This window comes from Streptomyces sp. R11 (assembly GCF_041051905.1).
In the GTDB taxonomy this organism is placed as follows: domain Bacteria; phylum Actinomycetota; class Actinomycetes; order Streptomycetales; family Streptomycetaceae; genus Streptomyces.
Genome location: NZ_CP163432.1, coordinates 9,192,256 through 9,204,577, shown reverse-complemented (window position 1 = coordinate 9,204,577; position 12,322 = coordinate 9,192,256). Strand labels below are relative to the sequence as shown.

12 protein-coding genes and 4 pseudogenes are annotated in these 12,322 nt (G+C 68.1%); 6 read left to right on the top strand and 10 right to left on the bottom strand.

Features of this window, described 5'->3' with window-relative positions; all coding sequences use genetic code 11:
* Window positions 1-359 precede the first annotated feature (359 nt).
* A complete protein-coding gene (locus AB5J55_RS42540) occupies window positions 360-1,736 on the top strand; it encodes an aspartate aminotransferase family protein (protein ID WP_369275746.1) in 1,377 nt (458 codons plus the stop codon).
* Between the two features lie 19 nt (window positions 1,737-1,755).
* Here the strand turns inward: AB5J55_RS42540 and AB5J55_RS42535 are convergent, their stop codons facing one another.
* Window positions 1,756-2,283, bottom strand: a complete 528-nt coding sequence (locus AB5J55_RS42535; RefSeq protein WP_369275745.1) for a transposase — start codon at window positions 2,281-2,283, stop codon at window positions 1,756-1,758.
* Between the two features lie 23 nt (window positions 2,284-2,306).
* A complete protein-coding gene (locus AB5J55_RS42530; RefSeq protein ID WP_369275744.1) occupies window positions 2,307-2,789 on the bottom strand; it encodes a helix-turn-helix domain-containing protein in 483 nt (160 codons plus the stop codon).
* A 226-nt stretch (window positions 2,790-3,015) separates the two neighbouring features.
* Between AB5J55_RS42530 and AB5J55_RS42525 the strand changes: the two are divergent.
* Window positions 3,016-4,152 (top strand): annotated as a pseudogene (locus AB5J55_RS42525) (IS701 family transposase); the annotation flags it as partial.
* Window positions 4,153-4,154: 2 nt separating this feature from the next.
* Here the strand turns inward: AB5J55_RS42525 and AB5J55_RS42520 are convergent.
* Window positions 4,155-4,662 (bottom strand): annotated as a pseudogene (locus AB5J55_RS42520) (IS701 family transposase); the annotation flags it as partial.
* 353 nt (window positions 4,663-5,015) lie between these two features.
* Here AB5J55_RS42520 and AB5J55_RS42515 point away from each other — a divergent pair.
* Both AB5J55_RS42515 and AB5J55_RS42510 read left to right on the top strand, forming a co-directional pair.
* Window positions 5,016-5,342 (top strand): annotated as a pseudogene (locus tag AB5J55_RS42515) (transposase); the annotation flags it as partial.
* Window positions 5,343-5,421: 79 nt separating this feature from the next.
* A pseudogene (locus AB5J55_RS42510) lies at window positions 5,422-5,796 on the top strand (transposase); the annotation flags it as partial.
* Between the two features lie 45 nt (window positions 5,797-5,841).
* On the opposite strand, the gene AB5J55_RS42505 reads toward AB5J55_RS42510, so the two are convergent.
* Complete coding sequence (locus AB5J55_RS42505) at window positions 5,842-6,069, bottom strand: hypothetical protein (protein WP_369275743.1); 228 nt, start codon at window positions 6,067-6,069, stop codon at window positions 5,842-5,844.
* Between the two features lie 250 nt (window positions 6,070-6,319).
* Here AB5J55_RS42505 and AB5J55_RS42500 point away from each other — a divergent pair, with 250 nt between their 5' ends.
* The gene (locus AB5J55_RS42500) at window positions 6,320-6,463 is read left to right on the top strand and encodes a hypothetical protein (protein WP_369275742.1); all 144 of its coding nucleotides are present in this window, start codon (window positions 6,320-6,322) and stop codon (window positions 6,461-6,463) included.
* 770 nt (window positions 6,464-7,233) lie between these two features.
* Here AB5J55_RS42500 and AB5J55_RS42495 read toward each other — a convergent pair.
* The 4 genes from AB5J55_RS42495 to AB5J55_RS42480 form a co-directional block, all read right to left on the bottom strand.
* Window positions 7,234-7,398 (bottom strand): hypothetical protein, encoded by a 165-nt coding sequence (locus tag AB5J55_RS42495; RefSeq protein WP_369275741.1) that lies wholly within the window; start codon window positions 7,396-7,398, stop codon window positions 7,234-7,236.
* Between the two features lie 54 nt (window positions 7,399-7,452).
* Window positions 7,453-7,764, bottom strand: a complete 312-nt coding sequence (locus AB5J55_RS42490; protein WP_369275740.1) for a terpene synthase family protein — start codon at window positions 7,762-7,764, stop codon at window positions 7,453-7,455.
* A gap of 77 nt (window positions 7,765-7,841) precedes the next feature.
* The gene (locus AB5J55_RS42485) at window positions 7,842-8,288 is read right to left on the bottom strand and encodes a hypothetical protein (protein ID WP_369275739.1); all 447 of its coding nucleotides are present in this window, start codon (window positions 8,286-8,288) and stop codon (window positions 7,842-7,844) included.
* A 290-nt stretch (window positions 8,289-8,578) separates the two neighbouring features.
* Window positions 8,579-9,244: a TetR/AcrR family transcriptional regulator gene (locus AB5J55_RS42480; protein ID WP_369275738.1), complete on the bottom strand. Its 666-nt coding sequence runs from the start codon at window positions 9,242-9,244 to the stop codon at window positions 8,579-8,581.
* Window positions 9,245-9,375: 131 nt separating this feature from the next.
* Between AB5J55_RS42480 and AB5J55_RS42475 the strand changes: the two genes are divergently transcribed.
* Complete coding sequence (locus AB5J55_RS42475) at window positions 9,376-10,398, top strand: NAD(P)-dependent alcohol dehydrogenase (RefSeq protein WP_369275737.1); 1,023 nt, start codon at window positions 9,376-9,378, stop codon at window positions 10,396-10,398.
* A gap of 369 nt (window positions 10,399-10,767) precedes the next feature.
* On the opposite strand, the gene AB5J55_RS42470 is transcribed toward AB5J55_RS42475, so the two are convergent.
* Together AB5J55_RS42470 and AB5J55_RS42465 are read right to left on the bottom strand one after the other, a co-directional pair.
* Window positions 10,768-11,364, bottom strand: a complete 597-nt coding sequence (locus AB5J55_RS42470) for an NADPH-dependent F420 reductase (protein WP_369275736.1) — start codon at window positions 11,362-11,364, stop codon at window positions 10,768-10,770.
* Window positions 11,365-11,405: 41 nt separating this feature from the next.
* Window positions 11,406-12,224 (bottom strand): inositol monophosphatase, encoded by an 819-nt coding sequence (locus AB5J55_RS42465; protein WP_369275735.1) that lies wholly within the window; start codon window positions 12,222-12,224, stop codon window positions 11,406-11,408.
* Window positions 12,225-12,322: the final 98 nt, after the last annotated feature.

Here is a 12,322-nt window from a genome sequence, read left to right as displayed (position 1 = left end):
AGCCGCTGCTCCGCCCTACGCCGCACCTCGTAGGGAACCCCTCATATCCTGTGGCGGTGTCCTGCCTGTCATCGTTCGGTGTTGTGCCCTACGACTGAGTGCCCTCGTCGAGGCAAGCCCCTGACCTGCGGGATTCCTGGGCCCACCGGTCCGATGCATCCGGAACGGGGCCGCACCACAGAAGTTGAGCCAGAACCTGAGTTCCGGCAACACTTGAGGGCTTGCGGTGGCAGCATCGAAGTGCTGCGGGATGAAGCTTCCGTCGAGCTTCCCGCCGCCAGGGCTGAGGGATCGGAGGACGGACCAACTCCCCCCATTGGCCGTTCCCGGCCGCTCGGACGAGCGGTTACGGTCCGGCCATGGACGAGCTGACCAAGATCCTGAAACACGCCGCCGAGCACGCCGCCGCCTACCGCCGCTCGCTGCCCGAGCGGCCGGTGGCGCGGCCCGTCGACTACGAAGCCCTGCGCGCGGCGTTCTCCCGCCCGCTGGACCGCTCGCCCGCCGATCCGCTCACCGTCGTCGACGAGTTGGTGGCCGTCGCCGAGACCGGACTCGTCGCCACCGCGGGGCCGCGGTTCTTCGGGTTCGTCGTCGGCGGGGCGCTGCCCGCGGCCACCGCCGCGGAGATCCTTGCCGCCGGGTGGGACCAGAACGCCTTCAACGCCGCGCTCTCGCCCGCCGCGCTCGCCGCGGAGGAGGCGGCGGGCGGCTGGCTGAAGGACCTGCTCGGCATCCCCGCCACGGCGTCCACCGGGTTCGTCACCGGCGGCCAAGCGGCCAACACTGCAGGGCTCGCGGCAGCCCGGCAGCATCTGCTCACCGAAGCCGGCTGGGACGTTGGGCGTAAGGGTCTGGGCGGCGCCCCGCGCCTGCGGGTGGTCGCAGGCGAGGAGCGCCACGCCACCATCGACCGCTCGCTGCGGCTGCTCGGCCTGGGTACCGACTGCCTGGAGACGGTCCTCACCGATGGACGCGGCGCCCTCGACACCGACGACCTGCGCCGCGTGCTGGCGTCCGACCCGGGCACGCCGGCGATCGTCTGTACCCAGGCCGGCAACGTGAACACCGGCGCCTGCGACGACCTCCGTACCGCCTGCGATCTCACCCACGCCCACGGCGGCTGGGTGCACGTCGACGGCGCCTTCGGCCTGTGGGCGGCCGCGAGCCCAGCGACCCGCCACCTCGTCGACGGCGTCGAGCTGGCCGACTCCTGGGCCTGCGACGGCCACAAGTGGCTGAATGTGCCCTACGACTGCGGCTACGCCTTCTGTTCCCGCCCCGCCGTCCACGCCGACGCCCTGGCATACACCGCCTCCTACCTCACCCGCGCTGACAGCACTCCGGCCGGTGGCGCCGACTACACCACCGAGTCCTCCCGCCACGCACGAGGCTTCGCCACCTGGTCGGCGCTGCGCGAACTCGGCCGTGACGGCGTCGCTGAACTTGTGGACCGGTGCTGCTCCCTCGCCCGCCGCTTCGCCGAAGGCCTGTCCGCGGCGGAATTCGAGGTGGTCAACGACGTGACGCTCAACCAAGTCCTCGTCAGCTTCGGCGACGACGCCCGCACCGACCACGTCGTGCAGGCAGTACAGAAGGACGGCACCTGCTGGGTGGGCGCCACCACCTGGCGCGGCCGGCGGCTGATGCGCATCTCGGTCTCCGGCCACGCCACGACAGAGGCCGACGTCGACCAGTCGATTGCGGCGATCGTGCGGCTGGCACGGGCGTCGTAGGGACCTAGTGCTGGATTCCTCAAACGGTGTAGACATATCGGCGCCGCAGTATGCGAGTTGGTGGTGTCGGTCTGCCCCAGATCCAGGGGTTGGCATGGGCGTTGAGCTGGTCGGTCGCCAGGGTGGTGGCGTATGCGATGTCGTCGCGGTTGGCGAATGACCGGCGGGCGAGGGCGGCCTTGCGGACGATGCGCCACCAGCCTACCTGCAGGTTGAGCCAACATGCGCCGACGGGGATGAAGGCGTGGTGGATGCGGGGATGGTTTTCGAGCCAGGTCCGGGTGGACACGCTGTTGTGACTGGACAGGTTGTCGGTGACGATCCAGATCTGCCCGTGCGGGTTGGCGTCCTCGATCAGTTGCAGGAACTGCTGGTAGAACTCGCTGTTGCGGGAGGACGCGGTCATCGTGACTGCCTGGCCGTCGGCTGGTCGCAGGCCGCCGTTGACCCAGGTCTTCTCGGGTCCGCGGCTGTAGTCGAGTTCCGCTTTGATCCGGTGCCCGTCGGGTGACCAGGCAGGTGCGGGCGGGAAGGTCCGCGGGATCACTGGCCCCAGCTCGTCGGCGCAGATCACCGTAACGTCGTCGGGCGGACGGGTGTAGAGGCCGATGATCCTCGTCCTTTTGGGACGAAGTCCAAGTCCTTCGATCGCGTCCAGGACCGGGTACGGCGCCAGCGCACGCCTTCGGCCAGCAGGATGCGGCGGACCTGCGAGCGGCTCACTTCGATCCCTTCGGTCCGCGCGGCCGCGGCCAGAGAATCCAGGGTCCACTCGGCTGGTCCGGACTCGTCGAAAGCCCACAGCTCGCCGACGGGCTCCCACCTCAGCCGCCCCGGCGGCACGCTCTTGACCAGCAAGATGATTCTCGAGCGTTCCTCCTCGGTGATCCGCCGCTTGCGGCCCTGCCCGCCCAGGTCATCCAGCCCTTGCAGGCCTGAGCGGTTGAAGCGGTGCAGCCAGCACCGGACCGTCTTCTGGCTGCAGTCCAGCTCCACGGCGATCGCCGGCACCCGGAGCCCCGACCAGCTCAGCTCGATCATCCGGGCCCGCATCACTGCATCCCGCGGAGCCTTCCGTGCCCGCGACAAGCGGCGAACGACGGTCCACTCGTCCTCGTCACGCCCCGGCCGTGCCCGTAAAACCATCGTCCAGCACCCGCCCCCGAGCACCATCAACTATCCCGCCACCAGGACATATACCCAGCGAAAGAGGAATCCAGCACTAGTACTGCAACGGTGTTTGCCGTGACTGCTGGCCAGTTCAGTCGTTGGTGCGGTTATGGGTGGGGACCTTGCCGATGTCAGGTTGTGGGCGGGTGAACTGGACGTGCTGCATGCGCGGTTCGTGCACCGGTTCAACCGGGAGGAGCCGCGTCAGTCAGCGCTGGCTTACATGCGGGGACTGGTTGCGCCGCTGGAGCGGAAGAACGGCTGGACGCTGGCGGAGGAGGCCGGCCATGCCGGGCCGGATCGCATCCACCGGCTGCTGAACCGGATCGAGTGGGATGCCGACGAGGTCCTGGACGACGTACGCGACTACGTGGTGGATCACCTCGGAGAACGGGACGCCGTCCTGATTGTCGATGACACCGGGTTTCTGAAGAAGGGCATCCGTTCGGCCGGCGTGCAAAGGCAGTACTCCGGAACCGCCGGCCGCACCGAGAACAGCCAGATCGGTGTGTTCCTCGCTCACGCCACCGGACGTGGACGCACTCTGATCGACCGCCGTCTGTATCTGCCCACGTCATGGATGGACGATCGGGACCGCTGCCGGCGGGCGGGTATCGACGACAGTGTCGCCTTCGAGACGAAGGTGGCCATGGCCAGGGCGATGGTCCGCCGGGCCATCGCCGGCAAGGTCCCGTTCAGCTGGGTGACGGCGGACGCCGCTTACGGCTACAGCAAGGGCTGGCGGTTCGAGCTTGAGCAGGCGGACGTCTTCCACGTCATGGCCACCACCCGGCACGACACCGTCGTCACCCGCTGGTCCATCGACCACCCCGTCCACGACCTGTTTCCCGGCCTGCCACGGCAGAAATGGAAGCGCCGTTCCTGCGGCGCGGGAGCCCATGGCCGGCGGATCTTCGACTGGGCACGCGTCGAAGTCAGGCCCTGGCACCGCGAGGACCGCCGGCACTGGGTTCTCGCCCGCCGCAGCGTGCGCAGGTCCGAGGAGATCTCCTATTACATCGCCTACTGTCCCGCCGGCACGACGATGGACGAGCTGATCCGCATCGCGGGCAGCCGATGGGCAGTCGAGGAATGCTTCCAGACCGCCAAGCAGGAATGCGGCCTGGACGACTACCAGGTCCGCCGCTATCCCGGCTGGCACCGCCACATGACATTGGCCATGGCCGCCCACGCCTGCCTGACCGTGGTGCGGGCTAGAGAGCTGGATGCGGAGAAAGCAGAAACGGGGATGCCTGCCCGCCGACAGCGTTCCCGGTCGTCCGTCCACGAGGGTGGGCAGATACAGACGTCGGTCGATCAGCGTGCGTCCGCGGCCGGTGGCGTAGGCGAGGAAGACACCGATCTGGGAGTTCTCGGTGCGGCCCGCGGTGCCGGAGTACTGCCGTTGCACGCCGGCCGAACGGACACCCTTCTTCAGGAATCCGGTGTCATCGACGACAAGGACGGCGTCTGGGTCGCCGAGGCGCTCGACGACGTAGTCCCGCACATCGTCGAGGACCTCATCGGCGTCCCACTCGATCCTGTTCAACAGCCGGTGGATACGGTCCGGAGCTCCGTGACCCGCCTGTTCGGCCAGTGTCCAGCCGTTCTTCCGCTCCAGCGGAGCGATCAGCCCCTGCATATAGGCAAGCGCCGTTTCCCGCGGCTCAGTCCTGTTGAACCGATGCACGAACCGCTCGTGCAACCGGTCCAACTCACCCGCCCACAAACTGACATCAGCAAGGTCCCCACCCATGACCACATCAACGAACGGCCTGGCCAACAGTCACGACATAGACCGTTGCAGTACTGGGACTTGCCCACTTCGAAGGCCGCACCTGGAACGGCTGCCACCACCACGTCACCCTCGTCTCCGCCGCCCATGCCTTCCGCACACTCCAGCGACTGGTCCGGACCCCCAAAATCAACGGCGCCGGCCTGACCCTCTACCAGGTCGTCCGCGAGATGCAGTTCCTCCTCGCTGTCTGGACCGGCGCCTGCCCCACCTGTCACCGCGGCATACCAGAGCCGATACCAACCTGACTAACTGGCTCTAACAAAAGCGGGTTGATCATGTGACTGTCCGCTTGATCGCTCGTTGATGTGGGCATGGGGAAGCGTCAGTCGCGGCCGTGGATCGTGTCGGATGAACTGTGGTCGCTCGTCGAGCCGTTGCTGCCCGAGCCGCTACCGAAGCAGGTCGAGGGACGGCCGCGAGTGCCCGACCGTCAGGCGTTGTGCGGGATCTTGTTCGTCCTGCACACCGGTATCCAGTGGGAGTACCTCCCGCAGGAACTGGGCTTCGGCTCGGGCATGACGTGCTGGCGCCGCCTGGCTGCCTGGAACGAGGCCGGCGTCTGGGATCAACTGCACCAGCTGCTGCTGAACAAGCTGCGCTCGAAGAACCAGCTGGACTGGTCGCGGGCGGTGATCGACTCCTCCCACGTCCGGGCCGCACGCAGGGGCCCAAAAGCGGGCCCAGCCCGGTCGACCGCGCACGCCCGGGCAGCAAACACCACACATCACCGACGGCCAGGGGATCCCGCTCGCGGTATCTCTGACCGGCGGAAACCGCAACGATGTCACCCAACCGCTGCCCCTGTTGGACAAGATCCCGGCAGTGGCCGGAGCCGTCGGCCGACCGCGCAGACGGCCCGACATGCTCTTCGCCGACCGCGGCTACGACCACGACAAGTACCGACGGCTCTTGCGCCAGCGCGGCATCAGGCCCGCGATCGCCGAGCGCGGCCAGCCGCACGGGACAGGACTGGGCACCTTCCGCTGGGTCGTTGAGCGGACGATCTCCTGGCTGCCTTCCGCCGCTTACGGATCCGCTGGGAACGACGCGACGACATCCACGAGGCCTTCCTCGGACCTGCTGTCTGCCTGATCACCCACCGACACGTCCAGAGGCTTTGTTAGGGCCAGTAAGCCCTCATTCCGGTATAACCAGGCCGAACTCGCGCAGCCGTGGCAAGCAGACGGCCAGGCATGCCTGGACGGAGACAGCGTCCGTGCGCACGACCAGGTCCTCGTGGAAAGGGGCTCCGCTCGCGACGAACGTCCATGGCTTCGTGCCCTCCCGCATGCGTTCGGCATCAGCCTTGAACATGACCGTGACCCCCTGCTCGGCCAACGACTCCATCACCCGCACCACGTCCACCGAAGCTCCCTTGCCCCTGTACTCGAACAGCCAGCAAAGCTACACAGACACCTCAGCCGTCTCCTTGACGGCTTGGGTCCGTGAGGCATCTAACCCCTGGGCGCTCCATCGTCTGGTCGGCGCCCCCCATCTGGTAGAGCGCACTGTCCCGATAGAGCTCTCGGATGAACCAGTGAGTTACAAGCAGGGCACCCCAGACCCGGATCCATCCAGCCCGACGGTCAGGAGGCGCCCGGCGCCACTCGCGCAGATGGCCGAGGACAAGGCCCCGGTTCGGACGGACATCGCTGAGAAGGCCGGCCTGGCAGCGATCGGTGGAGCGTTCTCCGGAATGTTCCGTGTCGTGGCTTCCTCGATCCGCGATGCGCTCCTCGGAGACTCCACGCCGGACTGAGACCGGCCGATTCCACGGTCCGGCGCCCAGCAAGCTCCCTTGATGGGGATCTTTTGAAATCGGCTCTGTCCGCAGTTCCGTGATGCTTTCGAGCGTTGTGGTCTGATCGGTTGCGGCGCGTGGGGTCCGAGCGACTCTGGTTGATAGACAATCAGCATGACCAACTACGCAGACCTGACTCCGTACACGTATGACAGGGACAATTGGGACCCAGAAGCATCAGGCCGCTGGCGAGGTGTCCCGCTGCTGAACGTGGGTTGGCTCAGCCGAAGCGAGAACTACTCAAAAGGGGAGCCGCCTGCGGGGTTGGTAGGCGCACTGCAGAGTATGACTCAGTCACATCGGGCCCAGCAGACTCGCGGCTATCACTTCTGCCCTTGGTGCGTCGCGAGACTGTTCGGACCGCGTGGCGACTGCCCGCGGGGCAGTTCAGAGGTACGCGTCATGGGGAACGGCGTCGCCTACGCTGCTCCTGAGCTGGTTGCCCACTATGTCGAAGCCCATGGCTACTTGCCGCCGACCGACTTCGTAGATGCTGTGCTGTCGCCCAGTTCCTTTTCCTGACACCGGGACTCATGGCTGGGTGAGGATGCGGGTCAGGCTAGGAGTGCATGCCCCACGCCGGGCAGGGCACCGGGAGCCGTCGCAAAAGTGCTGTTCACAGTGTCACCTCGTTGATCGGCGGTAGCGCTGGACCGGTGGCAGCGAAGACCGTGCGGTCCCGATGCCGGGTGATAGTGCCCGAGCGGACACCGTTCCAGCGGTGGTGCTCACCGTGGTACCGCGCAGCGATGTAGTTCCAGTGCTGGTTGCCCCCCCACCAGATGACACAGGGCATCGAGGTAGGCGCCCACGGCGGCCCGGTCGCAGGTGTTCAGGAGGTCGTCACAGGCGGCCAGCAGCTGGTGCTCGGCGCGGTCGATCGCCGCGCACATGTGGTTCACCGTACGTTGCAGGGACCAACCGTGGTGATGGTGGTAGGCAGCGATTCAGGTCGTCGTGCTCGTACCGCTCCTTGCGGAAGAGAACAGATCGTTGGTCAGGGCGATGTGCTCCTGCGCGTACTCCGTCGCCCGCGCGACGTTCGCCAGCGAAGCGGCACTCAGGCAGAGTCCCAGACCTGCTTCGATCAGCACCAGGTAGAACTCGATCGCCAGCATGCGGCGGCGCAGCAGTTCCGCAGGCGGCGGAACCCGGCACAGGGCACGGACGCCGTTCTCGGATCCGGCGTTGTCGAGATACGGCTGCATGGCCTGCTGACCGGGCAGCCCAGGCCATGCGGCCGACGCCGATCCCTCCATTGCTCGTCCGCATGTTGAGCGAGCGGCGTGCCGAGCCCGGCAGAGCGACGCGCGGTCGCCGTGCCCAGCGTACGCAGTCAGCCGGCGCTGAAGGCGCCCGGCGTGGTCACCCGTTGGGCCAGTACGCCGTCCGGCATGTCGACCGTCAGCGTCACCGAGGTCCCGTCGGCGGCGACCTCTGCGTCGACGACCGTGCAGCCGCTTGCGATGGAGCGCCCCTCGGTGAGGCCCTGCAACACCTCCGGGGTGCGCATGCGGGGCGCGGTGCCGAGGACGAGGGCGATGTCGGTGAGCGGGTCGACGTCCTGAACGGGGGCCGGCATGCGCAGGGTCGCGATGGACTCGCGCAGCGACTCGGCACGCTGGCGATGGCCCTGGCCTCGTCGTCGATGTGGTGGGTGCGCACCTCGCCGGCGGGGGATGTCGATGCCGTCGCCGGCGACGACGAGGGTGCCCCTGTCGAGGCCCTGCCTGGAGCAGGCGGGGCGTGCGCCGCCGTTCACGGCCTTGTCGCCGAACGCCATCTGGCCTGGGACGCCGTCCCCAGGACCAGCCAGGCGCGCGTGTAGGCGCGCTCGCGGATCACCTTAGGAACGTTCTGGTCGGTCAGATCCTGGGTGCCCTCCACAGGATGACGTCGACGGCCCGCCCCTTGTTGTGGAGCTTCCTAGCGGCCATGAAGTACCGCGGGGCGGGCTGGCCGTGCCCTGGTCCTGAAGGCATTCATAGTGCGCCGGCTCCCTTGGGCTCTTCTGTCCTCACCAGTTCGACAAGAGAGCGCACCGGATTGTGCGGCCGGCACGCCGCTGGCTCGTCAGCCCGCCATCTGCTGGAGGCCGTCCAGGATGAGGTCCAGTCCGAATGCGAACTCGCCGCCGTAGGCGTACCCGGGACGCATGACGTGAGCAGTCGCGATCTCGGCCAGGTGCGGGTACTCGCCGTCGCCGAAACCGCTCATGATGGACTCCGCAAGTTCGGCGGTCTCCTGCGGGGTGTCGAAGGGCAGGGCCTTCTCCTGCAGGGCGAACCCGTAAATGTAGCTGTCGAGAACCGAGACGGCATGGGCAGTCAGGGTGAGGGAAAACCCGCCCTGACGCAGGCAGCCGAGAACGGCATCGTGGTGACGCAGGGTGGCCGGGCCTGGTGTGGAACGTGACTCCATCAGCCCGATTGCCCAGCGATGGCGGGACAGCACGAGGCGCATGGAGATGGCCCGCTGCCGCATCGCCTGTCGCCAGTTGTCACCCGGCGTGGGCAGTTCGACCTCGCCGAAGACCAGGTCAACCATGCCGTCGAGCAGGTCCTCCTTGTTGGCCACGTGGTTGTACAGAGACATCGCCTCGACTCCGACGGCCTCGCCGAGCTTGCGCATGGTCAGCGTCTCCAAGCCGCCGGTGTCGGCGAGTTCGACGGCGGCATGCAGCACCCGCTGCCGGGTGAGCGTCTCGCGGGTCGGCTGCGGGGTGGTTCGACGGGTCACGGGGGATGGTCACTTCCTCTCGTGGTCTTCCAGCGTTGACGAGCTTACGCCGTAAGTGCTGCACTTACATCGTAAGTACTTACGCCGTAAGTGCAGCGGTATCGGAACCCGGAGCAGTGACGATGCGGAACATGAGCGAGCCGACCGCGACCACCGGTGGAACCCAGACGATGGCGGCCGTCGTGCAGGAGCGCTACGGCGCCGAGCCGGAGGCCGTGCTGCGCACGGCGCGGCTCGCCCGGCCCAGCATCGGGCCGGGCCAGGTGTTGGTGCGGGTGCGCGCCTCCAGCGTGGACCGGGGCACCTGGCACATGATGGCCGGTCTGCCGTACGCGGTGCGGCCCGTGAGCGGGCTGCGCAGGCCGAAGCTCCCCAACCCCGGCCGCAACATCGCCGGTCTCGTCGAGGCGGTCGGCTCCGACGTGACCGGCTTCGCGCCCGGCGACGAGGTCTACGGCACGGCAGTCGCCGCATTCGCCGAATACGCCGCCGCCCGTCCCGACAGGATCGCTCCCAAGCCGACCGGACTCACCTTCGAGGAGGCGGCGACGGTACCCGTCAGCGCACTCACCGCACTCCAGGCGGTTCGCGACAAGGGCATGGTCCAGGAAGGCAAGCACGTCCTGATCACAGGAGCCGCCGGCGGCGTGGGCACCTTCGCCGTCCAACTCGCCCACGCCTTCGATGCCCGGGTCACGGCCGTCGCGAGCACTCCCAAGCTCGACGCCGTACGGGCACTGGGCGCCGATCACGTGATCGACTACGCCAGCGAGGACTTCCTCGCCGGCCCGCGACGCTACGACGCCATCATCGACATCGCAGGCAACCGCAGTCTGCGGGATCTACGCCGTGCCCTTACGCGCCGCGGCAGGCTGGTCATCACCGGCGGCGAGACGAACGGCCTCTGGCTCGGCGGCACTGACCGGCAGCTCCGCGCACAGATGCTGTCCCCCTTCACCGGACAGCACCTGGGCACCTTCATTTCCTCCGAGCACGCCGACGGGCTACGCGACCTGACCGCCCTCATCGACGCGGGCACGCTCAGCCCTGTAGTGGACAGCGTCTACCCACTCGCTGAGACCGCCGCAGCCGTCCGACACCTTCTTGACGGCCGCGTCACAGGCAAGCTGGCGCTCACCCTGCCCGGCGAGTGACGCCATAGCCCCCACGCCGACAACACGCCATCCACCAGCAGCTCCTGGGCATCGCCACGCCTGGCGACCGACTGCCCCGCATACCCGACAGCGGCAAGGCGCCCCAAAACCATGCATGGACCGTAACGGGAGCCGAAGCTGAGACGCGGGATCAGTGGGCTAGCCGCGCCAAGGCTCGCCCACCGCGCCCCTCTACTCACTGATGCTTCTTCATTGACTTGGAGTTCGTCATGAGCACCGCATCCGCTGCGGCCCTCGAACCCGACGGCGCGGCCGCGCCACGTCGTGGACGCATCCTGGTCGTGCTGGGCCTGGCTCAGCTGATGGTGGTCCTGGACACCACCCCGGCGGCGGTGCACTGTGTGCGGATCAGCGGGCGATCGAGATCGCGAAGGGCGCGAATCCGCTGGACCGAATCACGTGCGGTACGAACAGTATCGCGGCCTCCGTGGCGCGGGCGGTCTGGATCCCGCCGAGATCAGTGATCCACTCCTTGCGCCAGCCGAGGTTGATGAGCAGTTCACGGACGGTCTGCTTGGCCTGCGGGTCCTCGCCGGAGAGAAAGGCGTCGGGCGCCTGGGTGAGTGTGGCCGGCGCCGTCATCACCGGGAAGAGCATGGTGTTGAGTGTCTTGACGACGCGCGTCTCGGGGAGCGCGTCTTGGAGTTGCTCGGCGAGGCTTGAGCCGGGATAGATCAGGTCCGCGGGCAGTCCGTCCGGTCCGTCGACGGTGGCGTTGGAGACGTCGACGAGGATCTTGTCGCGCAGTTCCTCGCGCAGGGCGACGAGCCGGTCCAGCGAGCCGGCGCCCGGGGTGGCGTTGATGACGATCTGGGCTGTCCGGGCAGCGTCGGCGGCAGCGCGCGGCGCGCGGTCCGCCACGGTCACCTCATGCCCCGTCCGGGTGAGGGCTGTGGCCAGGTTGCCGCCGACGCGGCCGTTTCCGAGAACTGCGATCGTGGTCATGATGATCTGGTCCTTCCGTGCGTGCAGGTCGTGGTGCGCGGTCAGCGTGAGAGTGTGGCGACGGCCTCGGCGTGGACGCCGGGCGCGGCGGCCAGGAAGCTCTCGCTCTGCGGGGTCCAGGGGCGGCCCTCGGCGTCGGAGAGCTGTCCGCCGGCCTCGCTGACGAGCAGTGCCCCGGGCAGCAGGTCCGCGCGGGCGCCGGCGAACTGCCAGAAGGCGTCGATCCGGCCGGCGGCCACGTTCAGCAGGTGCAGGGTCGCGGGCACGGCGGTGCGTACGACGAGCGCGTCGAAGAGCATCGCAGTGATCGAGGAGCCGACGCGCCGCACGACCTTCTCGTCCTCGTCCGGCCGGGCCTGGCTGGTGGCCACGATGCTCAGGCCGAGGTCTGCGGTCTGCGAGACGTGCAGCGGCCGGCCGTCAAGGTAGGCGCCCGCGCCGATGAGCGCGGTGTAGGTCTCGCCGGTCAACGGCAGGTGGACCGCGGTGAGCACCGGCTGGTTGTCACGCACGAGAGTGGCGGTCACCGCCCACTCCGGCAGGGCGTGCAGGTGGTTGACGTTGCCTTCGGCCGGATCCACGACCCACCATTCGCCGGGCGGCAGCGCCCCGCCGTCCAGTTCGTCCTCCACCCAGTCGGCGGCCGGGCGCAGGCCCGTGAGGCGGGGGCGCAGGATGTCGAGGGCAGTGGCGTCGTTGGCGGCGAGCGCGCGCATCAGCTCTTCGCGGGTCTGGTAGCGGACCACCTCGCCGAAGCGCTCGCGCAGCACCGAGCCGGCCGCGCGCACGGCGATCGCGGTCTGGCCGAGCAGATCGGCGTCGGAGGTGACGACGTCAGTGGACTGAAGCGTTTCGGACATGGTGGTACTCCCGCGTGAAAGGGGGACGATGAGGCCGGTCGGGCCGAGCTGCACGTTCGTTTTGCGCTCTCGTTTCGAAGGTATACAGCCCTTTAATT